The 25,467-nt window shown below is 36.9% G+C and carries 23 protein-coding genes; 4 read left to right on the top strand and 19 right to left on the bottom strand.

Annotation, left to right across the window (positions count from 1 at the left end; all coding sequences use genetic code 11):
- Positions 1-3: 3 nt before the first annotated feature.
- Genes C1634_RS22635 through C1634_RS22625 form a run of 3 tightly spaced genes read right to left on the bottom strand, consistent with a single transcriptional unit; the run spans position 4 to position 4,288 of the window.
- Entirely contained in the window at positions 4-642 is a 639-nt protein-coding gene (locus C1634_RS22635; RefSeq protein ID WP_103234338.1) for a uridine kinase family protein, read from the bottom strand.
- A 53-nt stretch (positions 643-695) separates the two neighbouring features.
- On the bottom strand, positions 696-1,817 hold the full coding sequence (locus C1634_RS22630; RefSeq protein WP_109739168.1) for a glycoside hydrolase 100 family protein: 1,122 nt from the start codon (positions 1,815-1,817) through the stop codon (positions 696-698).
- Between the two features lie 53 nt (positions 1,818-1,870).
- Positions 1,871-4,288, bottom strand: a complete 2,418-nt coding sequence (locus C1634_RS22625) for a TonB-dependent receptor (protein WP_109739167.1) — start codon at positions 4,286-4,288, stop codon at positions 1,871-1,873.
- Between the two features lie 242 nt (positions 4,289-4,530).
- Between C1634_RS22625 and C1634_RS22620 the strand changes: the two genes are divergently transcribed.
- Positions 4,531-5,502 carry a LacI family DNA-binding transcriptional regulator gene (locus C1634_RS22620; RefSeq protein ID WP_103233572.1) on the top strand — a complete coding sequence of 324 codons (972 nt, stop codon included), beginning with the start codon at positions 4,531-4,533 and terminating at the stop codon, positions 5,500-5,502.
- A gap of 536 nt (positions 5,503-6,038) precedes the next feature.
- Here the strand turns inward: C1634_RS22620 and C1634_RS22610 are convergent.
- The 13 genes from C1634_RS22610 to C1634_RS22550 form a co-directional block, all read right to left on the bottom strand.
- Positions 6,039-6,734, bottom strand: a complete 696-nt coding sequence (locus C1634_RS22610) for an ABC transporter ATP-binding protein (RefSeq protein WP_103233574.1) — start codon at positions 6,732-6,734, stop codon at positions 6,039-6,041.
- Entirely contained in the window at positions 6,728-8,074 is a 1,347-nt protein-coding gene (locus tag C1634_RS22605) for a DUF3526 domain-containing protein (protein ID WP_103233575.1), read from the bottom strand. Before C1634_RS22605 ends, C1634_RS22610 begins: the two co-directional genes overlap by 7 nt.
- Complete coding sequence (locus tag C1634_RS22600) at positions 8,075-9,520, bottom strand: ABC transporter permease (RefSeq protein ID WP_109739166.1); 1,446 nt, start codon at positions 9,518-9,520, stop codon at positions 8,075-8,077.
- 3 nt (positions 9,521-9,523) lie between these two features.
- Positions 9,524-11,818: a TonB-dependent siderophore receptor gene (locus tag C1634_RS22595; protein WP_228410140.1), complete on the bottom strand. Its 2,295-nt coding sequence runs from the start codon at positions 11,816-11,818 to the stop codon at positions 9,524-9,526.
- 863 nt (positions 11,819-12,681) lie between these two features.
- Positions 12,682-13,284, bottom strand: coding sequence for a TlpA family protein disulfide reductase (locus C1634_RS22590; RefSeq protein WP_103233578.1), 603 nt, complete (start codon positions 13,282-13,284; stop codon positions 12,682-12,684).
- A gap of 16 nt (positions 13,285-13,300) precedes the next feature.
- Positions 13,301-13,993, bottom strand: coding sequence for a thioredoxin domain-containing protein (locus C1634_RS22585; RefSeq protein ID WP_103233583.1), 693 nt, complete (start codon positions 13,991-13,993; stop codon positions 13,301-13,303).
- Positions 13,994-14,112: 119 nt separating this feature from the next.
- Positions 14,113-14,751 (bottom strand): class I SAM-dependent methyltransferase, encoded by a 639-nt coding sequence (locus tag C1634_RS22580; RefSeq protein WP_109739165.1) that lies wholly within the window; start codon positions 14,749-14,751, stop codon positions 14,113-14,115.
- A 34-nt stretch (positions 14,752-14,785) separates the two neighbouring features.
- The gene (locus tag C1634_RS22575; protein ID WP_103233579.1) at positions 14,786-16,186 is read right to left on the bottom strand and encodes an MBL fold metallo-hydrolase; all 1,401 of its coding nucleotides are present in this window, start codon (positions 16,184-16,186) and stop codon (positions 14,786-14,788) included.
- Positions 16,187-16,286: 100 nt separating this feature from the next.
- Positions 16,287-16,769, bottom strand: coding sequence for a DUF6691 family protein (locus C1634_RS22570; RefSeq protein WP_103233580.1), 483 nt, complete (start codon positions 16,767-16,769; stop codon positions 16,287-16,289).
- Between the two features lie 12 nt (positions 16,770-16,781).
- Positions 16,782-17,345, bottom strand: a complete 564-nt coding sequence (locus C1634_RS22565; RefSeq protein WP_103233581.1) for a YeeE/YedE family protein — start codon at positions 17,343-17,345, stop codon at positions 16,782-16,784.
- Between the two features lie 152 nt (positions 17,346-17,497).
- Complete coding sequence (locus C1634_RS22560; RefSeq protein ID WP_109739164.1) at positions 17,498-18,289, bottom strand: sulfite exporter TauE/SafE family protein; 792 nt, start codon at positions 18,287-18,289, stop codon at positions 17,498-17,500.
- Positions 18,290-18,364: 75 nt separating this feature from the next.
- A complete protein-coding gene (locus C1634_RS22555) occupies positions 18,365-18,994 on the bottom strand; it encodes a Crp/Fnr family transcriptional regulator (RefSeq protein WP_103235648.1) in 630 nt (209 codons plus the stop codon).
- Positions 18,995-19,062: 68 nt separating this feature from the next.
- On the bottom strand, positions 19,063-19,731 hold the full coding sequence (locus tag C1634_RS22550) for an HAD family hydrolase (protein WP_109739163.1): 669 nt from the start codon (positions 19,729-19,731) through the stop codon (positions 19,063-19,065).
- Between the two features lie 418 nt (positions 19,732-20,149).
- On the opposite strand from C1634_RS22550, the gene C1634_RS22545 reads away from it, so the two are divergent.
- Positions 20,150-20,722 (top strand): hypothetical protein, encoded by a 573-nt coding sequence (locus C1634_RS22545; RefSeq protein ID WP_103234015.1) that lies wholly within the window; start codon positions 20,150-20,152, stop codon positions 20,720-20,722.
- 77 nt (positions 20,723-20,799) lie between these two features.
- On the opposite strand, the gene C1634_RS22540 is transcribed toward C1634_RS22545, so the two are convergent.
- The 3 genes from C1634_RS22540 to C1634_RS22530 all read right to left on the bottom strand — a co-directional run bounded on the left by C1634_RS22540 (position 20,800) and on the right by C1634_RS22530 (position 23,819).
- The gene (locus C1634_RS22540) at positions 20,800-21,639 is read right to left on the bottom strand and encodes an MBL fold metallo-hydrolase (RefSeq protein WP_103234016.1); all 840 of its coding nucleotides are present in this window, start codon (positions 21,637-21,639) and stop codon (positions 20,800-20,802) included.
- Between the two features lie 253 nt (positions 21,640-21,892).
- Entirely contained in the window at positions 21,893-23,005 is a 1,113-nt protein-coding gene (locus C1634_RS22535; RefSeq protein ID WP_103234017.1) for an LLM class flavin-dependent oxidoreductase, read from the bottom strand.
- Positions 23,006-23,261: 256 nt separating this feature from the next.
- A complete protein-coding gene (locus tag C1634_RS22530) occupies positions 23,262-23,819 on the bottom strand; it encodes a cysteine hydrolase family protein (protein WP_103234018.1) in 558 nt (185 codons plus the stop codon).
- Between the two features lie 187 nt (positions 23,820-24,006).
- Here C1634_RS22530 and C1634_RS22525 point away from each other — a divergent pair, with 187 nt between their 5' ends.
- Both C1634_RS22525 and C1634_RS22520 read left to right on the top strand, forming a co-directional pair.
- Entirely contained in the window at positions 24,007-24,864 is an 858-nt protein-coding gene (locus C1634_RS22525; protein WP_103234019.1) for a helix-turn-helix domain-containing protein, read from the top strand.
- A gap of 203 nt (positions 24,865-25,067) precedes the next feature.
- Positions 25,068-25,394, top strand: a complete 327-nt coding sequence (locus C1634_RS22520; RefSeq protein WP_056015184.1) for a winged helix-turn-helix transcriptional regulator — start codon at positions 25,068-25,070, stop codon at positions 25,392-25,394.
- Positions 25,395-25,467: the final 73 nt, after the last annotated feature.

Below are 25,467 nucleotides of genomic sequence, written 5' to 3'. Positions count from 1 at the left end.
GATCTACGGCTTTACAATTTGATAATCTTTTCCAAGCACGATATCTGCCTTTTCCTTGAATTGACGAATGATGTGATGTTCAATATCCAAAACCTTTTCAACGAAATCACTCTGCTCATCACGGTTTCTCTGCATTCTGTTTTCATAGGTATCCTTGTAATTCCGGTCTATGAATATACTGAAATCAAACTCATCAAGGCTCAATATATAAGTTCCCTCAATAATAAGAACCTGAATGTCATCAATGTCCAGAATTTCCTGTGATACAGAGTTGTTCTGATAATGAACCAAAGGCTTTTTGATCGATGAACTCCCCTTTTTAAAATCTTTGATGTTTTCTTCAATCAATTCCAACTGAACTTCATGCATTCCGATATTGTCAAAACTTTTCAGACGGTTCTCATGATTGGTTTTCGGCGGAAGCTTAAAATAGTCATCCATTTGAATCACAAAACTCCTGATCCCATGTTCTTCCAATACTTTTTTCAAAGCAAAGGCGGTAACCGACTTTCCACTACCACTCTCCCCGCATATTCCGACTGCCCATTTTTTAGTGTGAATATTATTTTGTCCTAAGATCGTATAGATATTTTCTGCGGTCTCCAAATGTCTCTTCTCCAAATTAATTATATCTCCAATCATGTTCTAATCTGTTTTTAAATAATAGTTTTTTTTATAATGATCAATTTTCATCTTTATATTTTCATCAAAAGATAACCAGATGCTGAAAAGCACAATTGATCTGTTCCTGAGGGGATCAACTGATCCGTCGAATAATATTCTCTGAAACTTGAACCTTTCTCCGTCATAAGTTTTTCATACTGGTTGACAATCTTTTCAGGAATTTCACCATATCCTCTTTTCTTCAATCCCAGACAAAGCCAGCCAAGATAAATCGGCCAAGAACCTCCATTATGGAATTGATAGGGCTCATTTTTGAAGTCATAACTGTAATTGTTTTCCAGTAAATTCCAGTCAGCATCCTTTGGAAAGATGATCGGATAAAAAACAGGAAGCATCCAGTGTTGAAACTCTTTATTCAAGTCTTCTAAAAATTGAGTGAAACCATCCATCTCTACATCAAATCCTAAAAAGATCGCTAAAGCATTTCCCGCAAGATCGAAGCGTTCATCGTACCCGTTGGCATTCAAAGATGCCCATAAGTAAGGTTTTTCTTTGGCTTTCTGATAGGCAGTTGGATGATATTTGCTTTCATCAGAACTATTCTTTCTGAAATTATTTTCAATCAGTTTTTTTGTGGTTTCAGCAAGAGATTTCAGATTTTCATCTTCATACAACTCCGCTGCATTTTTCAAAGCCCAATACCGGAGAACGTTATCATACAAAACGTATCCCGACGTCACATATTCGTCTGCCCAGTTGCCGCCTAACGGACTGTACAATAAACCCCGCTGGTTAAATTCCCAGGTCTTTAAACAAGAAAATGCTTTGTATATTTTCTCTTTTAAAGCATCTTTTAATACTTCATCTTTAGAATATGTTATGTATTCACAAGCTCCGATGATCCACCAGATCGTCGCATCCGTTCTCCCGACAAGTGTCCCATAACTTGCTTTATCTTCATAAACATTAGAAGGAATCTGTCCGTTCTCCGCCTGATGACCTGCTAACGTCTTTATCGATTTTTCCAACCCATCAATGATCATTTGGTTTTTGATCAAAATGCCGGTAATTCCTGCCATTATGGAATCTCTCGACCATACTCTTGCATAATTGTCTTTTTTTTCGGAAGATGCAAGAATCCCTTGTTCTGAGATCGCTCGTTCTATAACCTGCAAGGCTTGCTGTGTAAACATCTACTATTTTTTATGAAGTGATAATAATTTTAAATAAAACTTTTACAATAAATTTAGAAATCTAACTTTACACTCGCTCCGAAAGTTCTTCCTACCAATGTTCTCGCTCTGATAATTCCATTCGTACCCTGTAAAGTTCCTTCTTCTGCCTCTGTAATGGCCAATGCATTGAATACGTTGTTGGCATTCACATTCAACGTTAAGTTCTTCAATAATCTATACGAAATGTATGGGTTTACAGTCACATAGCCCGGCATGATCAGCTTATTACTGTCCTGTGTAAATGCTTTTGTAGAACCCACTGCAAAGAAACCGAAGCTTAATTTTTCAATATTCACATTGGGGTTGAAAGAATACATGAATTTCGGCGTTCTTCTCGGCATATTTCCTATGATGGTCTGGTCAATCGCATTTTTAATTTCAGCGTGCGTGTAAGTCAATCCTGCTTTGATGTCAAAGTTTTGATTGATCTTATAGAATCCGTCTAATTCCACCCCAAAAGATTCATACTTATTTTCTGTTCTGAGCTGAGTGGTTGCTTCGTAATTGGCTTCGATTGTTCTCGCTTGAAACAAGGTTGTATTCAGGAAATAATTTGGTCCTCTTAATTTATATCCTACTTCAATCTGATTTAATTTGTTGACTTTCACTGCATCCAAAGCAGGGTCATCATTGTTGGTATAGTTGTAACCTGCGAATAGAATTCGGTCTGCAGAAGCACTTCCACCCTGGCTTACTCTTGCAAAAACTGCATTACGGGAATTTAAAGCGTAATTTGCTCCAAAAGAATATCCGAAAATGCCGTATTGATAATCAACAGGTACAGTTCCACTCACCACTTCCACTGCATATTCCGGTGTTTCAAAAGTGCCGTTTTGGTTAATATCAATAACTCTCCTTGTGTTTTGTGTCCCTGAAAAACTTCCTGAGACATTCCCAAAATCATATCTTGCACCAAGATCCAAAGTTAATTTTTCAATCGGATTGATTTCGACCTGCGCATGAGGTGCGATCACCGAATATTTGGTGTCATAATTTCTGTTCACTCCTCCGAAAGCCGGAACACCGTAATTCAGAAGTCCGTTGTCTGTGATTTTAGTTCCTGTATTGCTGATAATATCCACTAAACGCGCGTTGCTATCAGAAACTTCCATCAAATACGTATTCCAGTTCCATGAAATGTTGATGTTTTGAGAACTGTTGTAAACACCTCCGTTCATTTTCACTGTATTCCATTTTTTGCTGATATTGACATCGCTGAAGAAATTATTGAGATTGTTCAGTTTGGTATTGAACAGAACTGTTTTCATGTATTTTGCATTGCTGTCAACTTCTGTATTGGTTCCCGCATACACCGCACTTCCATAATCAGTAACAGATTCTAGGATTTCAGACTTTCTTCCTACGGAAGCAGGAAAAGGCGCTAAAAACTGACCGTCATTGGCAGCGTACCTTGCTTTTGCATCCAGTTTCCATCCGGATCCTAAATCGTAGTTAAACTCGGCTCCAACGGTTTTAGAAACTGAATGCATTCCATCACGGATATCACTTTTCAGGATCTGTCCGTTTGCCCCAAGCGTAACATCATTTTTAAAATTGGAAGACTGCAAAGTAGCTGTTAGGATGTCAAAGTTATTTAAAGAGCTGTAATCAGGATTTGAATCTGAACCCGAAACGGCAATCGGCATTGGCATATAAGCTGCAGTGCGGTCATCTAAATATTTACCATACACTCTGATGCTTCCCTTTTCGAATTTCTTTAATAAAGACAAACGGAACTGCCCTCCGTTATTAGAGGTATATCCTGTTTTTCTGGGACCATCTCCGCCTCTGTAGAATCCGCCTACACCGATATAAAAATCTTTACCCAATGGTGTTCCATAGTCGATATCTGTTCTGAAATTCTGATAATTCAAACCTATTTGCTGCGTAATGCTTCCTCCTTCTTTTTCGCCAGTTTTTGTAATAAAGTTGATGATCCCTGCAGGTGAGTTGGAAGCAAAAACAGATGCAGAACCCCCTCGTAATGCTTCAACACGGGATACGAAAGAATCAAATCTTGTGAACTGATCCTGTGTTCCAAACGCAATGTCACCAAACTGCATAACCGGAAGACCATCTTCCTGAATTAATAAATACCTTGATCCTCCTGCAGATACCGGAACCCCTCTTACTGTTATATTTGAATTACCCTCACCTCCTGAAGATTCCGCACGAATTCCCGGAATCGTTCTGAAGATCTCAGCGGTAGTGCGCGGGGCTGAATTGATAATATCAGCAGATTTCAAAGTAGAAATGGATGTACTGGTCTTAATAGAATTTTTAGGGTTTGAATTCCCTGTGATAACTACCTCATCGATCACTTTGTCTTTGGTGGATATTGTATCCGTTACTGTGTTTTGAGAGAACATAAATGCTGCTATGTTCATTGTTCCGAAAACCAGCAATTTCTTCACTACTTTTGATTCCATAATATTTCTGAGTTTTTTGTTATGTCTCAAAAGTATTTTTTTTACGGTATCAAAAATTGATTTTGAACACACTGTTAACCCTGTATTAATTTCAAACGGTTGCGCAAACGGTTGCGGTTGATAACTTTAAATTAAATTAACATATTATTAAGAATCTACAGCCATTTATTTAACAAATATTAACAAAACAATTATCGAAAATTATTCTTAATTTCTCCTAATAATTGACATGAGAAATCAAAATGAAAAGAACTACAATAAAAGACCTTGCGGAAATGCTTAATATCAGCACCTCTACAGTCTCCAGAGCATTGAAGGATCATCCTGATATCAGTAGTTCTGTTAAGCTCAAGGTCAGGGAAGCTGCCGAAACATTTAATTATGTCCCCAACGATTTTGCCATCAACTTTAGAAACAAGTCCTCTAAAGTTATTGGTCTTATCGTTCCGGAAATATCAATGTTCTTCCTTCCGTCGATTATAAACGGGATCTCGTCCATTCTTAATAAGGAAGGCTATCGATTTTTCACACTATCATCCGGCGATTCCTATGAGACAGAAAAAGAACATATCGAGACCTGCATCAACTCAAGAGTAGACGGCATTCTGATCTCACTGACTAAAGAGACCAAGGACTGTCGACATCTGCGGAAATTAATAGACATGGAAATTCCGGTCGTCATCTTTGATAAAACGGTACCACAGGATATTTTTGAATCTGTTGTATTTGACAATGTGAAAAATTCCGAACTGTCAGCAGACAGATTGATCGATCATGGTTGTCAAAACATCTTGTCGATTTTCGGTGATGAAAATCTGGAAATTACCCAAAGCCGATTGAATTCTTTTGAAACCAGGATAAGACAATCTCCAGAAATAGATTTGACGATTATTTTCTGTAAATCCGCCGATCAGGTCAAAGAAAAGCTGGACCTGCTTTTAGATGAGAGATCATTTGATGGTTTCTTTGCCATGAGTGATGAAACATTGATGGGATTGCACAGTTCACTGATCAAACGAAATCTTAATAACACCAACAAAAAAGTGATGGCAATAAGTGAAGGAACACTTCCAAAATTTCTCGATGAAACTTACGAATATCAGATCAACGATGGTCACCAGATGGGAAGTTTCGCTGCAAAAAGGTTAATGGAAAAACTGATGACCGATACATCCAAAGTTTCAGAAAATTCTAACCAAAGTCACTACCTATAATCTACTTTACAAATAATGTATGGTCACAAAAAACCCAGCCGAGGCTGGGTAAAAACTAATAACCATGAAAACTCAAATTAAACATGAGAATCGCTTCACAATGAAGCAATAAACAGGCCAACTCCACCAAAATATTACAATTAAAGTTATATTATGTCTAAGTATCCCCCTGGGGATCCACAGCTGTAAATTTGATTGCAGCGTTGGCAGTAAAACCACCTCCGGTAATTGAGATCCATAAGCCCAATACCAATATTCCAAAATGCTGTTTTCCGGAGCAGGATTACCCGGAACTTTAGTATCAATAGTGATTGTCTGTGCAGATAACATTCCTGATGAGACCAAGCCATTTCTTTTTAAAGATAAATTCTTATCAGTGAATCCTTTACTTTTTTCAAATACATCCAACTTAGAAAGAACGATACTTTATTTTTCCAATTCATGATTTTTGCGATTCGATTATGTAGGCAATTTGATATTAGAATAGAACTTGCAAGCGTTAGTATTAAATATCCAATGATCTGTATTAACATAAACTAGATTGTTTTAAGATAAAGTTCCTGCAGTTCTTCTGCTGTAAATGCTTTGGAATGTACATTATGCACCAGCTGACCGTGCTTCATAATACCGATATTGGTCGCTACACTCACTGCATTGAAGATATCGTGGGTTGCCATAAAGACCGTTCTGCCTTCTTTCCCGAACTGACGGACAATTTCTGTAAATTCTGCCGTAGCAATGGGATCGAGTCCACTGGTCGGCTCATCCAGCAACAGCACTTTTGCATCCTTGGCCAACGCGATGGCAATTCCGACTTTTTGGCGCATCCCTTTGGAATATCCTCCAAGATCTTTGTGATGCGCAATCTCCTGAAGTCCTGTTCGTATCAAGAAGGATGACAGTTCATCTTTACTGTAATTGAAACCTGCAATCTTCGAAAAGAAATCCAGATTTTCTATCCCGCTGAGTTTCGGATAGAGCAATACTGTTTCCGGAATATACGCCAAATGTCTTTTGATCTCCTGAGGATGTTCGTTTACTGAGATCCCGTTGATAAAAGCATCTCCGGAAGTTGCTTTGATAAGTCCCAGCAGAATATTGATCGTGGTACTTTTTCCCGCTCCGTTTTGACCCAGCAAAGCGAATATTTCCCCTTTTCCCACTTCAAGATCAAGTGATCTTAGCGCTGTGAAATCATTGTATTTTTTATGTAGATTAATTGTCTTTAGCATAGTTTTCTAAATTTAAATTGTGAAAGAATGGTGAGTAAAATGATAAGAATGAGATAAGGTAAAAAGATCTTTAAAAAATCAATAGTCAGATGATTCGTAAAAGATTTTGTCGTTTGTAAATTCCAGTTGACAGCATCCGCATTTTGACCGGAAAATATCAGTGGATAGAATGACAGTCGTTTTTCCTCGTGAAATTTCTGCAAAGCCCTACCATACTCCAATTGATTATTAATGCCGGTTTCCGCCAATTCAGCTTCGGTAAGTTGAGTATGGATATTTGGTAGAAAGTATCCCAAAATTTCCGCAGTTTTATTTCGCTTCTGCATTTTCTCTGTATACTGCTTGGAGGACGATGAAGCTTCCAGGTCTCCCATATGTTGCATGGCGTAATACCAGGTCCATGTAAATTCATCATTTTCCTCTACTTTAAAACCTTTAAATTGAGGATATGCAGTGTAGAACTTTTCCATGGTTGGTCGTTTTTCCTCGTCCCATTTGTTATGATAACCTTCTCTCTGCTGCATCACGGCTTTTAAAGATTCCTGAACGGGATAATATTTTTGGATCAGGATGTTGCTTCCCATTGGAATAATGAAATTCATCCCTACCCAGACGATCAGTAAAACCAGTGCATTTTGAGCTGATGATCTCCTGAATGAGATGACCCAGCGACAAAGAACAAACCAAAACAAAATATACAGCCAACCTGAAAGAATGAAAACTATCAATGGTAAATATAGAGGGATTGATATCCAAATCATTGCTATCGCGATCAATATCAGATAAATCGAACTGACAGCCAAAAATCGGATCAATAGTTTTGCGTCCAGTAATTTTCCCAAATGACTGCTTTGGACAGACAGCAATTTCCATCGGCCACTCTCCTCTTCTTCCGAGATCAAATTGTAGCAGAATGCGACAATGATGAGCGGAAATAGAAAGACCAATACGAAACTGAAGTCAAAATTACCGACTGCTGCATTTGCGGGATTATAAAAATCAGCATTATAGCGCTGTTCTTCCAGATTTCTAATTGTAACGCCCTGAATTGATGGCTTGATATCACGCATCCCGATGTTGAGCGCCGCTAATTTTGGTGTTTCGTTGATCAGATTGAATTTGATATAATACAAGATCAATCCTAGATCATCTTTGTGATATTTTATGTTTTTATCAATACTCTCTTTCTGATACTGTTCAGTTTTCGAGATGATCTCCTGATTTTTGTCCAGAAACTTCTTTCCCGTGTAGATGGCCATTATACCAGCTACAAATAAAAAAAGAAGTGCTACGGTGTAAGCTTTATTTCGATAAAACTGTTTGTATAAATAATTTCTCATTTAAATTAATTTTAAGTTTCGACCCGATATTTCGATCATTAAGACACATATTGTCAACCAAAAAATAAGGGCTGCAGCCGGCATCCATTGTTGCTGAATACTTTTTGAAAATGAAGTATAACGGTACTCAAAATCCGGAAATTTCTTCCAGTTATCTCCTTCTATGATGGCGGGTGGACCGCCTTTCTCTGGCTTTATATTGCTGATCTTTTCGATTTGAAGGTCATTGAGCTTTTGTGCCATTTTATAACGGTACTCTTCTGCCTGTTTCTGAAATTCGGTGTATGAGTAGTAATCTGTTCCAGATGCGATCATCGAGAAATTCCGAATGGCGATCATCGGGTCTACAAAGGCACTGATATCAGAAAACCGTTGCTGATCATCATAGGTTTTCTCCAATCCTTTTTGATGTGAGATGTAGATATGCGAACTTATCCGCTCACCTTCCTTCATCACAAATCCGCTGTAATTGAATGGCAGCTCATCTGTCGACGCTACTTTGTAATTTGCCAAAAGCGAATCTTTGATCTTTTTAAAATGAGGATCATCCGGATTATGACTGTCTCCGGCCTTCAGAATATCTTTTTCCAGGACCGTCTCAAACGCGATCCTGGAAGGTATTGGATACAGATTTTGTGCAGCAAATTGAATTCCTTTCGGTAAAAAAATAACTAATACCAGCCAAAAACCTATTAGACCTACCAATGCAGATGAAGCTGTTCTACTGTTTGCAGAAATGAAAATAGTCAAACTGGAAATAAAAAAATAATACACCATATATGCTGGGAGAATTGTCAGAAGCCTAAATACAACATCAGTCCAAACGACGGCTTCTGAAACTACTGCAATAGCAAAAACCACTGGCAAGACCGGCAATAAAAACAATAATGAAAATTGCCAAAGTCCCAATACCTTACCCCAGATAATTTCTCTTCCAGATGCGCCCTGAGTACTTAGAATCTTAAGTGTAGCATCTTCCCTCTCCTTTGCTACAAGCCCAAAACCTAAAAATAAAATGATCAGCGGTACGAGACACTGAAGGATAAATGCACTGCTAAACGTGCCGAAACGTACCAAAGTTCCAGAGCTTCCCGCCTCCGAAAGATTGGCGGAGTTTTGTTTATGGGCTTCGAGGAATATGACATTCCCTAAAAAATCGTCCAAGCCATTATCAAAAATGCTCAACGGATGTCCCATTCTGAAGACGAGATAGCCATAATGTGCCATTCTATGCGGATGTTTTGCAGGTCTGTGTTCCCACTGTTCCCGCACTTCTTTCCTATATTTTCCTATCTGGGAACTCGTGTCTTTGTATTTTATGAAACCAACTCCGATGCTCAAGAAGCAGAACAGAAGTATGGTGGCGGTGATCAGCAGGTTTTGTTTTCCTTTCATCAGGTCCTGCCGGGTTTTTCTGATGATGAGTTGTAAAGTGGATCTTGCCATCGTTTAAAATTTATAAGTAGCCGTTATTAAATAATTTCTTGGAGCACCGGGAAATAACCTCAAATAATTTTGGGCGCCTATCCAATAGGAGGTGTTGGTTATATTATTCACATTGATCGAGAATTGAACTTTTGATCTAAAAGGTGAGTAATATAAAGCGGCGTCCACGGTTGCATAGGAAGGAAGCTCAAAACTTCTGGTGAACCACGGTACTTTTGAACTTTGATACAACATTCCCAATCCAACTCCGAAATTTCTCAAAGCTTTGATATTGGAAAAATTATATCTTGTCCAGATATTGACCGAGTTCTTGGAAGTGTTTTCTTTCCGTTTCCCGTTCAGGTCAGCATTAGAATCATTTAAAACCTTGGCATCGATGTAGCTGTATCCACCGTATATATGCCATTGCGGCACAATGTATCCTGTGAATTCAGCTTCGAAACCACGGCTCCGGTCTGCACCACGCTGTATCAGTTGATCTGGCTCTTCGGGATTGTTGGCATTGATCAGAATATTCCTTTGATTGATCTCATATAAAGCCAGATTCACAGCGATCTTTCCAAATAATTGTGCTTTCATACCAAATTCCTTCAGGTCAGAAGTTAGAGGTTTGAATCTTGCAGCAGAACTGGATCCGCTAAAACTTCCCGTATTTGGCATCAGTGTCACCGTATTAGATTGCGGCTGATAGCCTGTAAGATAGGTACCGTAAATATTGATCTCATCTGTGATGCTGTAGGTGATCCCTAATCTGTAGAGTAGTTTAGCATTATCAAAAGATGTTTCATCGGACTTTTTGAAGTTGGTAATATCTTGAAACCATTCTTGCCGGATTCCCGATAAGACTTTGAATCTTTTCCAAGTCAAAAGATGCTGAACATACGCTGCATGCGTGGTTGTAAGTGCAGACGGTAGGGCGGTCATCACATTCATATTATAAAGATCTGTACTTTGATGATTCTGTGCTCCCGGCGTCAGGTCAAATGGTGAAACATTGGCTTTTGGCACCAGGGATCCATTGTAATTGACCAGTTGATAATTGTCTGCCTTAGTAGGATCATAAGAAGAGGCGACAGAACCATCCTTCAAAAGGAAACCTCTTGCGGCATTCTGTTGTCCGCCATCCCTTTTTTCCCATATCTGTGTATCATAACCGATCAAGGTCTGGTGCTCGACCTGTCCTGTCTTAAAATCAAAATTGAAGTAGGCATTTACATTGTCAACTTCCCAACTTTGCCTTCTTTGGATAAACTGCATCATTGCCAGACTGGGAATTGGTTGATTGTCAATGTCGGGAGCGAAAGCATTAGTTGTACGATGCTCTTGCAGATCTTCACGCCAAAACTGTTTCATGTAGGAAGCATTGAAACTTATGTTTTTGTTGAAATGATGCGCAAAAGAACCCATAATGATCAGTTCTTTTGTTTTAAAATAATCAGCGGGAGCACCCAGATTTAAGCTTTTCGGAGTACTGTTCAAATCGGTCTTTCCAGCCACAGCTCCAAAAATGGGTTGGCCACGGTCAAGATTTCCGTGAAGGTTATTAAAGATCAATTCTACATTTAAGGATGTTTTTTCGTTCGGAACGTAACTTATTGATGGAGAAATTAAAATGCCATTATTATTTACATTGTCCCGAAATGAACCTGCATCTTGATAAGCGCCGTTGAAGCGGTATAACAAGGTCTTATTCTTGTTGAGCGGTCCGGTAAGATCCGTTGTAACACGGTAGGTATCAAAACTTCCGCCAGAAAAACTGACCTCATGACGAGGATTGAGCAGCGGCTTTTTGGTCACCATATTGATCGTGCCACCAGGATCTACGCTGGACATCGAAATACTTGCGGGACCTTTGAAGACCTCTACCCTTTCAATATTGGAGGTCATCGGTTGTAGAAAATAGAATTGTCTCGTCCGCAATCCGTTGATGATCTGTCCCTCTTCATTTTGACTGATACCACGGATGTTGTACTGATTATAATAGCTGGAAGGAGAGACACCACTTATATTTTTCATCACATCGCCAAGCTGGAATGCCTGCCGGTCATTCATCAATTCCTTGGTAATGGTGTTAAGGGTCATTGGCAGATCCTTATTATTGATCGCTATTTTGGTGGCGACAAATGAATAATCGGAAGTATAACCTTGGGATTTTCGACCGATGATTTCTACTGTTTGTATGGTAGCAGAAACCGAATCGATCTTAGATTTCTGCGCATTAAGAAAAGGAGACATGAAGATAAAAGCGGCAGCAGGTAGCCTTATTTTTTTTGTGGAAATACAATAAATTATTCCCAAATTAATGCAATTTTTGGTTGTCATTGAATAAATGAATGAGACTGACATCGTTATTATGTCAACTATTAGTAAAAGGAGCTATTGTAGTGATCTAATACAAAAAGTCCACAGATATTGTCTTACAGATCAGAAAATCTGCATGGGTCGGTTGGAGTAAATACAGAATATTATACTGCAGAATTAAGACAATGATGGCGGTGCTCGGGAACTGAAATAGTCGAGCAAACAACGATAACTAACCGCCTTCGTATGAGGGATCTCTGGATTAATAAGATTGTTTACAGGAAATTCGAGCGAGAAAGAATCCGTTATCATAATGTGATTCATCTGCATGTGAAGCGCACACTGACATTCGTCATCCTGAGAAATAGACGAGTGTTTTTCGGTCTTAGAATTTTTTGATTTTGCAGAAATGTTTTTGCTGTGTTGGGCATGTTCTATGCAAATACCTACACCACTGACGTTATAAAAAAACAACAGCAATAATGAAAACACAAAAAAGTTTCTGAAAGATTTTTGCATAACCGAGGCCACAAAAGTACACTATATTTTTATTCCAATCTAAACAAAGTCTGGAAATTGATAAAATTTAACAGATGATTCCGAATTAAATTTCTATTTCTACTGCTGTAATAATTTGGGAATGGAGCCATCTAAATATAATGCTGATAACGATATTTCTCACAGCAGTATTCAAATAATGCCTGTAAAACAATAGTAACAAAAACGTCTACCGGAAAAACAGGGATAAATTGGGTAGATATCTGGATTATTTTGAAGGAATAATATCACACATACAACACTTGTTGTTTTAAAAGCATGTTAAATTGCATTTTTAAAAATGTATTACTAATACAAAATCTCTACTCTTTCAAAAGTTTATCAATTTCTTCATAGAAAGAATCTTTGCTGTAATCTGCCATTCCTTCGTGGTGCAATCTTATTTTGCCTGTCTTATCCAAAATTACGGTTGTAGGAAGTGAGCCACTGAAATATACCTTTGGGATATTTCCATTTGGAAATAAAAACGGCACTGTGAATTTTTCTTTTTCAAGGTACATTTTTCCTGCATCCAGATCTTCATCCAGATTTACAGTAAGGAAAACGAGTTCATCTCTGCTTCTATATTTTTCAAAAAACTTCTGAATTGAAGGAAATTCAGCTCTGCAAGGAGGACACCAAGACGCCCAGAAATTAATAAAGACCACCTTACCCTTCAGTCCAGAGACATTGTTGATTTTTCCGTTTTCATCTTTTACGCTGAAGCTTTCAGTGGTTGATAAGGTTATTTCTCCTTTGGGCTTTTCAGCATTTTTCTCCTCAATTTTTGAGTTGAGTAAACCTGTTGAAATAATCTGTCTCATCAGCCATGCTTTTGCATCTGGACTTACTAATAAAAAGATAAATAAAAATACTAAAAGTGCTGTACTCCAGTTTTTTTTGAGCCATATTTTGAATTTTTCCATTTTTATATAGTAATGCTTATTGCAAAATTTGTTTTCTTACTTCTGCTTCCTCCACAAATCCCACATTTTCCCAGATCACATTTTTGTTTTTGTGTAATTTTAAAACAGGAAGTGCAGAAACATGCAGTTCTTTACATAGTTGAGTGTTTTCATCAGCATTGATTCTTACGACTTCTACTTTGTCCGACAATTCAGATCCTATTTTTTTGAGGTATGGCTCCATTTTTCTGCACGGGGCGCACCATTCTGCGTAGAAATCTACAAGAACAAGAGTTTTACTATCCAATAATTCATTGTACTGCGCAAGACTCATTCCTGCAGTGTTGGACTTTTTTATCTCCGGGAGATCTGCGTTTCTCCATTTCATCATTCCACCTTCCATTACATAGACTTTATTAAAACCCATTTCCTGCAGTTTTGTTCCAGCAGCATTGCTTCTCGGTCCGCTCATACAATAAACATATACCGGTCTGTTTTTATCCAAAGCTTTAGATTTCTCTTCGAAATCATCTGCTTTCCAATCGATATTCATTGCGTTGATAAGATGTCCGTTCAGGAATTCATCTGGAGTTCTTACATCGACGAGCTGAGCATCTTTAACAGTTTCTATTTTATTGTAGAACTCTTTAGCCGGTAGAATTTTTTGTTCGTTTTTGTTCTGTGCTGTTATACTTGCTGTTACAACAAGTGCCAAAAATAATGCGATCATTTTTTTATACATTTTCAACTATTTTTCATTATCATTTAAAAATATCATCAATTTGTAGTCTTGAATTGGGTCACGCAACATTTTAAAACTCCTCATACAAAATGATTCCCTGCATCCAATCACTTTTTTCTTCCAACGAACCTTATTACCGAGCCTACTCCATTGTGATAAAGTCCTTCACTTAGTTCAATTTCCAGTTCAGATAATTCAATAATTTCATAGTTTGGAAAGTCTGACCTGATCTCTTCTATTGAAAATAAACTTTCAATATCTTTTGGCCCACCTACTTTATCGTCTGCCGTAACATAATCGATATGTTTTTTACTAAATGCTTCAAAGATGATGGTTCCATTTTTTTTCAGTAATCTGTCAAATGTTTGATGGTAAAGCGATTTGATAGTTGGAGGAAAATGTGCGTAGATCAATGCGATTGCATCAAATTGTTCATTTTCAAAAACAAATGTTTCCAATTCACCAACTTTGTAATTGATTGTCACATCATTTTTGTTAGCAAGTTTAACCGCTTTGTTTTTACCTTCAACACTAATGTCGAACGCAGAAACATTCCAACCTCTTTTGGCAGCATAAACGGCATTTCGTCCTTCTCCTTCTGCAGGGAAAAGAATTGAACCAACCGTTAGTTTTGACAATTGTTCTTTTAAATAATTATTGGGTTCTTCACCATAAGCAAACTCTTCCTTGCTATATCGGTCATCCCATCTCGAAGTCCACAGATCGTTTACTTTATTATCTTCCATATTAATGTTTTTATTTTGTTTCAATTTAGTGATTTCAGATATTACAATTAGAAGTTGCACCGTTTACAACCAACCACTCTTTCATTCCACCTGAAAAATTTTTCACTTTTTCAAAACCGTTTTTTCTTAGAATTGAATACGCGATTGCTGCCCTATCACCACTCTGACAATGAATGATCACTGTTTTGTCATTAGAAATTTCATCAAGATGGTCTTCCAAAGTACCGACAAAAATATTGTCCGCATTTTGTATGTGCGCTTCTTCATGCTCTGTTTTGTTTCTCACATCCACAATCTGTATATCGTCTCGTTTCAGATAGGTCTTAAACTCATTAATATCAATAATATCAGAGGTCAGCAAATCTAAACCAAAATCATTTACATCTTCCACAAAACCCATCATCTGATCCATCCCGATTCGCATGAGTTTTCTTGTAAGATCATCCATTTTATCTTGTTCTGCAATCAGAATAAATGGTTGGGAATAATCTAAAATCCAACCCATCCACGTTGAAAAAGAATTATTACCCTGAATATTGATGCTATTAGAAATAAAACCGTTTGCAAAATCCACTTTATCTCTTGTATCAATGACAATCACATCTTCAGAATATGCTTTGAGAAATTCTTCTTTGGAAAGTTTTCTCTGCTGAGGAACTTCGGTCAATAAAGGTCTATCCACTTTATTGAGTTTTTTCATCATTGCAAAATATTTCGGAGGCTCAGGCTGTCCCTCCAAAAGATAATCAATGAAACCATCTTCATCATCTTTATATTGAAATGCCCAATTACGGATCTTTTCATAACCAATGGTAGAACTTGGAACTGCTCCAAGAGATTTCCCGCAAGCAGAACCGGCACCGTGTCCCGGCCAAACCTGAATAAACGAGGGAAGTCTGCTGAAATCCTGTACTGACTGATATAAATCTTTCGCTCCTTTTTCCTGAGTTCCTTCAATACCGGCTGCTTTTTCCAAAAGATCAGGTCTTCCGACATCGCCTACAAACACAAAATCTCCGGTGAATATCATCACGGGCTCATCTGTCGCCGGATGATCGGTCAATAAAAAGCTGATACTTTCTGGTGTGTGTCCGGGCGTGTGTACAACTTTCAATGTCAGATTTCCAACTTTTATTTCATCACCATTCTTTAGACCGATATGCGGAAACTCATATTGCCAGTCCTCACCGCCTTCATCGGAAAGATAAAGATCAGCATCAGTCACCAAAGCAAGTTCACGTGAGCCGGACAGAAAATCTGCGTGAATATGCGTTTCTGTAATATGTGTGATCTTGAGATTATTTTCTTTTGCTATCTGCAGATAGGTATCAATATCTCTTTTTGCATCAATAACAATCGCTTCGCCTTTTGCCTGACAACCGATCAGGTAACTTGCCTGCGCTAGGCTTTTATCGTAAATATGTTGAAAAAACATAACTTTTATTTTTATTAAACTTAATTTATTTTAACCAAAATTCCAGAATAATCTTTTATGAACTTAGATTTTCGCAACATAAAAGATGCTGCTAACTGCTTTAATGCGGCAGTTTGTCTCTGAAATATCCATAGACCCAAGTTCCAAAAATGGCACTTATTAATGTAACAATCACAACCAATGATCCTGTTCCGATCTGCGCGAACAACGGTCCGGGACAAGCGCCGGTAATTGCCCAACCAAAACCAAAAATGAGCCCGCCATAGATTTGTCCTTTATTGAATTTTTTCGGAGCAATTGAGATAGAATCCCCATCGATCGTTTTGATATTGAATTGCCTGATCAGCCAGATCGAAATCATTCCCGTTACTATTGCACTTCCGATAATGCCAAACATATGAAATGACTGCAGGCGAAACATTTCCTGAATTCTGAACCAGCTGATCACTTCAGACTTGACGAAAACAATTCCGAATAGAATTCCTACTACAAGATATTTTATTTGGTAAGACCAATGATTTTTCAGAGAGTTTCCAGTGACGTTTATGCCATCCTGATGAAATGTGTGTTTTTCTTTTTTCATAATAATTAAAATTTAAAGTGAAAGAATAATTGGTAAAATCACATTTGCCATCAGAAACCCTCCAGCCATAAAACAAATCGTCGCAACTAATGACGGCCACTGAAGATTGGATAATCCCATAATGGCATGACCACTTGTACAACCGCCTGCATAACGGGTTCCGAAGCCTACCAAAAAACCACCGCCAATCATAATGATAAACCCTTTCAGAGTCAAAAGATTTGCAAAATTCATCAGCTGAACAGGAACGAGATTGCTGTAATCGGTAATTCCATAACCGCTCAATTCAGCTTTAAGATTTGGATTTACGGTAATTTCTCCAGGATTCATAAGAAATTGAGTAGCCAGCAATCCACCTAATAAAATTCCGAAGACAAAAAACAAGTTCCATAATTCCTTTTTCCAGTCGTATTGGAAAAAATTGATATTGGCAGGCACACAGGCTGCACAGATATGCCGGAGAGAAGAGCTGATTCCGAAAGATTTGTTACCTAACATCAGTAAAATTGGGACAGTGAGACCGACCAAAGGACCCGCAATATACCAAGGCCACGGTTCTTTTATAATTTCTATCATTAATTATTTTTTTAATTTATTTTGAAACTTTTTTTTGAAAGTATGTATTGATGATTCTTAACCGATTCTTTATGAAGTACAAATTTCGATGTTCTCATTCTTTTCTACAGCTACTTTTGTTACATAAGAATTTTATCTTCTGGTTTATTAATTTAAAATAAAACTTCTTTAATGATAATGTAAATTCCCATTGTGAGAACGAAATATCCAAAGACAGGTTTCAGCTTTTTGCCGTCAATTTTTTTAGATAACTCAGTACCTATGAGAATTCCTGTTATGGAAATAATTGAAATACTTCCTAAAAATTTCCAATCAATATCAACACTGTTCATTGATGAAAAAAATCCGAGCAGAGAATTGAACGTAACAATGACCAGTGAAGTTCCAATGGCGACTTTCATTGGCGTTTTCAACAAATTGACCAAAGCAGGAATAATTAAAAATCCACCGCCTGCTCCAAGTAAACCTGTAATGATTCCCACAGCTGAACCTTGTCCTGCTGCGAGAACTGTCTTGTTTTTGGATGTGATATTTTTCACTTTCGATTCCGCATTTTTTTGAATCATTTTATAGGAGGCAATAATCATTAAAGCTGCAAAGATTAATAGTAAAAGCAGATCCTTGGACAGCAAAAAACCACGTACAGCAACTACCTGATCAGGAATGAGAGGCAAGAGAAAATTTCTTGTAAGGAAAATAGAAATAACTGATGGGATTCCAAAAACCAACGCTGTTCTTATGTTGACCAAACCTTTTTTAAAATAAGAAAAAGAGCCAACCAAACTACTGACTCCGACAATAAAAAGGGAATATTCTGTCGCAAGAAAAACATCAATCCCAAAAAGATAAACCAATACAGGAACAGTAAGAATACTTCCTCCGCCGCCCAGCAATCCTAATGAAATCCCGATAAAAACAGATGCTATATATCCAAAAATTTCCATTCTTAAACTTTAATAACGCAAAAGTGGAAATATTAGAATTGCTGCACCGCTACTTTTGTTACATAAGGAAAGTTATTAGGAATCCGAAAGAACAATTTTATTTCTTCCCAGTTTTAATTTACCGGCATCTTCGAGTTGTTTAAGAAGTCTTGAAACCACTACTCTAGCTGTACCAAGCTCATTGGCGAGTTGTTCGTGAGTCGTGACAATGGTCTTAGATTGAGAAATTTCAGACTTTTTCTCAAGCAGATGTAGCAATCTTTCATCCACTTTTTTGAAAGCGATGGCATTGATGATGTCCAGCAGTTCTTCAAAACGCTTGTGATATAGACGGAAAATATAATCTACCCATTCCGGATAGTCCTTCATAAAAAAAGATGCTTTTTCTACAGGCAAAAACAAAATCTCGGATTCCTCTTCAATTTCTGCTTTCAGGATGCTTTTCTCATCGTGCATCCCTCCAAGGAAAGACATAATACAACTTTCACCAGCCTTGATGTAGTATAGCAGAATTTCTCTACCGTCTTCCTCAGTCCGGATGACCTTCATCATTCCTTTCATCACGATGGGTATTGCACGAATTGATGCATTTTCGTCTAAAATAACATCGCCTTGCTGATACTTTTTGATAAAGCCGTTTTGATATAATTTTTCCACCAAATCACTTGATGATTTAAATTCCGAAGCCAATACCGAGTTTTTCATAATTATTAAATTGTAAACTTAAGCCAAATTCTCTTTTAATTTTATAAGAAAACTCTTTAGACCTCAGATTATAGTTCTGCAGATTCATGAAAATCTATTATTTCCTTTAATCCTATTCTCTGGAAATCTCCGACCACATTATTACATTCACTCATTAATTCACTTTTTGAATGTGAAGAAGAAACTCCCACCACGACCATTCCTGCGGATTTCGCTGCGGAAATACCCGCGAAAGAATCTTCAAAGACAATACAATTTACCGGCTCGACGCCTAACTTATCGGCAGCCTTTAAATAGCATTCAGGCGATGGTTTACCGTCAACAACATCGTTGGCTGTAATCATCACATCAAAATACAGATCTAAGTTTTTTTGTGTGATGACTCTGGTTAGTTTTTCCAAATCCGAGCTTGTTACCAATCCTAATTTAATTTTTGATTCTTTTAAATGAGACAGCAAAGCAGAAATTCCGGAAATTTCAGGAAAAGACATTTCGTCTTCACATGCTTTAAATTCTTTTAAAAGATTTTTTTTCTCGACCTCGCCAATATCTCTGAATTGTGCTTCAAATAATCTTTTGACCGTCATTCCGCGGATCTGTTTTTCAAAGTCTTCGAAGTAAACATTATATTTCTTGGCAGCGGTTCTCCAAAAATTTTCATATTGCGGTTCTGTATTGATCAAAACCCCGTCCATATCAAAAATGATCGCCTTGAGATCTAATTTGCTGTTTTTCATATTTTTAGCAGTTCTTTACCTATTTTTCAAAATTCATCACTTTGAGTATCTACTAAAATTTATATCCATTTCTGGTAAATACGTGTATTTAAGTCAAAAATAGAATTCACGGATTGATTATTATATACCAAAACCGCTTATTTAAATATCATTTTGATAAGTATCATCTTTTCTACACTCCTTCGATCCTATTTAATTATTATAATGAACTTTGAAAAGGCCTTCTTTTCTAAATATCAAAATAGTTGAGAATCTTTTAATATTAAAATTTATTTCTCGCTGTTTGGCTGTATCTTTCATCATTGAATCTCCGTAACTATTTATCTGATAAAAATTTCCGCATTACTTTCAAAACATTAACCTTAGTTGGAAAATGTCCATTTAATAGAACAAATCTTCACAATACATCTTTTAATAAATGAAAAAAGCCACGATTATCTTTACGCTCATTTTTGCACTCGCAATACAGTCTTGCGTTAAAAAAGACGATAAACAAATTGAAAATACAGCAAGAGTTAATGCAACCTCACCTGATTCGCTTACAAAACAAAATGATAGCTTACAGCATGATTCTTCTCAAAAAGATATTACTGAAAATAATGATCTGCTTTCTGATATCGAAGGACTGTATCAATCTAAAGAAAATGCCATTTGTAAAATGGATCTGAAATTATATTATTCGGAAGGAAAATTAAAATATGATTTAATAACGGATAATCAGACACGTACAGACTTTGCTGCTTTAACATTGGACGAGAAAAAAGAGGGCTATTTTGTTACGCTAAAAAATATAAAATGGAGTAAAAACATTGGTGCGGTAGATTCAGAGGGCAATGCCATTGACAAGAATCTGTCTCCTCCTGACGAGATTCAAGGATCGTTGGATAAAAATGGCATTACGATTCAAAACTATGGCAACGCAATGAATGATTATGAAAAGTTTGCTGAATGCGGACTGAAATATATCAGCTTGATTAAAGTCGTAAAATAACCAAAATATTAAAAGACAAAACCTACTCAATTAGAGTAGGTTTTGTCTCTTGTATTCATCAATTTTATGCTGTACGACTAAAGAGATAGAATCAGTTTTTCTCCGTCTTCGGGAACGATCAATTTATCTTTTCCGATTTTCAATTCTGAAGCTTTCTTTTTCAAAATGGCTCTGGTCGTAAAGCAATGATCCAATGCATCCATGTGAACTGCTATTACTTTTGCTTTTCCACTTCCGGCTACCAAAGCCATCGTCTGCATTTCATTCATAATGATCGGTGTATCACTAAAGCCTTTTATCAGCGCTCCTCCAGAATTAACAATAATATAATCGGGTTTGAATTTTTCAATATCTTTTTTAATTTCTTCATTCCAGATCGTATCTCCTACAATGTAAACCGTAGGTTGGTTCTTAGCTTGTAAAACAAATCCTGATGTTTTACCCATCATTTCTAACACCTTACCTGAACCATGTTTTCCTTCCACACGGTTTATAGTGATGCCGTTCCATACTTTTTGACCCTCTACAACAGTAGCATTAATAAAGCCTTCTTTTTTGAAAAATTCTTTATCGGCAGGTTGCATGATCAATTCTACAGATTTATTTAGGGTGCTGCTTGCAGGCTTGTCAAAATGATCTTCATGAGTATGGGTTACAATAACGAGATCAATGTCCTTCACAATTTCTTCTATAGGAATTGTCAGCTCAACCGTAGGATTTTTTTGAATACCCGCCCATGAATCAATGGCCCCTTTAGGAGACAGCATAGGATCTACCAATATTTTTTTTCCTGCGTAGTCAATGACCAGAGTCGCATTTCTAACTAACTGGACAGTGGGTTTTGTATCAGATTTTATCTGTCCGAATAAAAAGACAGAAGACAGCGTCAGTGCAAATGCTACAATTACTTTTTTCATAATATTCTTTTTTTATATTTTATTAATGATCTTAAATCTTTCAGCGACGATTTTACAGAAATAATTACACTGCAAAGGTCTTAATAAGAACATATCCTTAAAGTATCTAAATGATGCGATTTACTGCCATTTTGATAACCTGCATTATATTCCCAAATTTCACAGCTTTTAATTATGTTGAATGAATGAGATTCGAGATGATACTTTTTTTAATCTCTTTGAATCAATTTAACTTTTATTTGTAAATATTCTCCTAATATATATTAGGCATATTGTAAGCATCTGCTATCAATGCAGCAGAATGTAAAATACCTTCTGGCGAATATCCCAAATTAGCGATCATCAGTTCATCAGCTCCCGATATCTTTTGAAACTCATTAAGTCCGGCGACGACCTGATCGGCAGTTCCCTGAATCATTTTTTGATTCCAGCTGTCCAACACATAGCTTTCATATTCAGAATAGTTGTAATGCTTTAATTCTTCAGGCGAGGGGATGACGTACGATTCACCTTTCATCATGCGAAGCATACTATGCGAAAAAGAATGGGTCTGGATTCTTGCTTCTTCTTCACTGTCCGCCGCAAATACCGAAAATGATGCGATAGTATAAGGTTGATCTAGAATTTCTGAAGCTCTGAAATTCTTCCTGTACAACTCAAAAGCAATTGACAGATTCTCCGGAGCCAGCTGTGCCGCAAATGCAAAAGGCAAACCTAATTTACCCGCCAACTGAGCTGAGTATCCCGATGATCCCAAAAGCCATACAGATGGCGCGTCAAAAGATCTTTCAATACCGTTTTCTCTATCCTGTCCGGGTCCCGGAACAGCAAAAACTTTTTCTTTGTACTTATTTCCTGCCGGAAAATCGTCTTCAAGAAAATGCAGTAATTCCTCTAATTGCTCAGGAAAATCTTCCTCACCTATATGACCACGGCGAAGTGCTGACGCTGTAAGCCCATTGGTTCCGGGAGCTCGTCCTATTCCAAGATCTATACGTCCGGGAGCCATCGCCTGAAGCATCCCGAATTGTTCAGCAACGACCAATGGAGGAAAGTTAGGTAACATCATCCCGCCAGATCCCAACCGTATATTCTGAGTTTCTCCGATAAGTCTGGATAGCAATATAGCGGGCGACGAAGTAGAAACGGCTGGCATACCATGATGCTCTGCTACCCAATAACGACCGAATCCACGCTGGTCTGCATATTTTGCCAACTTAATACTCGTTTCTATGGCTTCTATAGCAGAATGACCTTTTCCTGTAGTAGACACGTCAAGAATTGATAGGGGTACAGGTGCATTTCCTTGTTTTAACAGTGGAGAAAAAGCAGTTTTTTTATTTTTATCAGCTGTTGTATTTTTCATAACCTCTTGATTTTAAATTATAGTGCAAAATTACCCCGGTTCTTAAACTAGTTAGATATCAAAAAACAGATAAGAAATACCATTTTGATAAACCAACAGAGAAATGATTTTTCCGGAAATCTATTACTTGATTGAGTCACACTTTATGCTTCATGTTGTTCTCTGCTGTTTGGATTGACCTGCGTGTATAATTAAAAATATCCTCAACAAATTAATTGTCAAGGATATTCTTCTATTAGAAAATGTTTTCTCCTTATTAAGAAACAGCATTTAAAAACTCGTCCGTAGTTTTTATTTCTCCGTAGAAAAATTCCAATGCTGCTAAAAAAGCGTGATGTACATCATCGGCCTTTACCGTCTTTCCGTTGATTTCCAAATCTTTTGATGCGCAGGCATCACCGATAACGGTACACTTGTAACCAAAGTCAAATGCTGCTCTTGTAGTCGCATCAACACACATATGGGTCATCATTCCTGTGATAATTACTTCTGTCACGCCGTTTTCTTTCAAATATTCACCTAGCCCAGTTTCTCTAAAACTGTTTGGATAATACTTTTGAAAGATTTGCTCTCCATCTAAGGGTTTTACATTTTCGTGGATTTCAGCTCCAGGCGTTCCCTCTACAAAAATCGGCAATGCTTCGGGATCAGCCGATAGATGCTGAATGTGTGCAATAGGCAACTTTTTTGCACGAAAATGCTCAAGAACTTTACTTGCATTCAGGCTTGCCTCAACAGGATTGACCAATGTGAGATTTCCGTTTTCAAAATATTCATTCTGGATATCGATGATAATTAATGCTTGTTTGCTCATAATTAGATATTTATTTATAACGCAAAATTACCACCTGATTGAATGTATGTCTATATCAAATTATTATGAAAAAATGTCATTTTGATAAGGGAAATTATGATGTATCGGAAATTGAAATATAAGGTTTAAGTCGATTTTCATTCTAATCATAACTATTTCATTGTATCTTTGACTCTTTAAAGTTATTATGAAAACAATCAATTTTCACAAAACAGAATGCGGTGTAGATTTTTTTATTAATATTCTTGATCAGAATACCGTTAATTATTTAAATAGTGAGGTGCATAATACCGACTACTTTGAGGTTGTTTTTTTTACAAAAGCTCAGGGTACAGTATATATTAATGATACCACAATTAATATTCACGATAACTCAATCGTATTTATTTCAGCTTTCCAGAAGAGAGCTTGGAGAATTAAGCAACAAGGGCTTGAGTTCAAAACTTTAATATTCAGGGAAGACTTTCTGAATGAATTCTTTGCTGATAAATTTTTCACTCACAAGATGCTGTTTTTTTATCAGCTCAAGCATGCGTTACTTCTCAATGTGAGTGATTCCGAAATGAAAAGGTTCAATGAATTTCTTGTAGAAATTAAAACTGAACTTGTGCACACAAAAAAAGACAGCGTTCACATTATCAGATCGATCCTGTACTACCTTTTACAAACTATAAATCGACGGTATGCCTCTGCTAATGATCTAATGATTGAGAAGGACGATAAAAATTATGCAGTACAATATAAATCTCTTCTTGAGAAACACATCTGTCAGAAAAAAAATATTGAAGATTACACCGTTTTATTAAATATCAGCAGGATTACCCTTAATAAAGCAGTCAAGGAACAATATAATGTGACTGCTACAGAACTTCTAAAACAGCGTTTATTGGCCGAAATAAAAGATCGATTGGTTTACTCTAATAAAACAGTTTCAGAAATATCTTTTGATTTGAACTACGCTGAACCGGGGCATCTGATGAGATTTTTTAAAATGCAGACAGGAATGACTACCTCCGAATACCTGGAAAGTCTAAGCACGGTGTAAACTTATTACAAACAGATTTATAACAGCTGCGTATTTGACCAATAGCGAAGCATCTGATAAAGGATATAAATTGTCTCTTCGAGTTATAAGATTCCATTCAATTCATGCTGAAATTTGACTATAGCATATTTTAGCCTTACCTTTGCAGCTGTACATAACACATAATCAGGTACATACCAAAAGGTAAGAAATACGTTATATCAATGAATTTAAGCGATATTAATATTTGTGACGAAAACTGTCCTGTCCGAAAATCTCTTCAGCTTTTAAGCGGAAAGTGGACTTTATTGATTTTATATCAGATCAATGATCAGAAAGTAAGGTACGGGGAATTAAAGCGTAAAATCCCGGGAATCAGTGAAAAAATGCTTATTCAGGAATTGAATAGATTGATAGAGTACGAACTGGTTCAAAAAAAATCTTTTCCTCAAATTCCGCCGAAAGTAGAATATACTTTGTCTGAAAAAGGTTTAAGCACATTACCCATTATTGAGCAGTTAGCCACATTTGGACTTAATCATCTTGTTTAATTTATAATATAACAAAAACTCAAAAATAATTCGACTTCGACTGATAATATTCATACTTACTATATGACCAAAG

Origin of the sequence: Chryseobacterium viscerum (genome assembly GCF_002899945.2) — a bacterium.
In the GTDB taxonomy this organism is placed as follows: Bacteria; Bacteroidota; Bacteroidia; order Flavobacteriales; family Weeksellaceae; genus Chryseobacterium; species Chryseobacterium viscerum.
The sequence above is the reverse complement of the archived record's forward strand: the minus strand, read 5'-3'. Positions and strand labels throughout refer to the sequence as shown.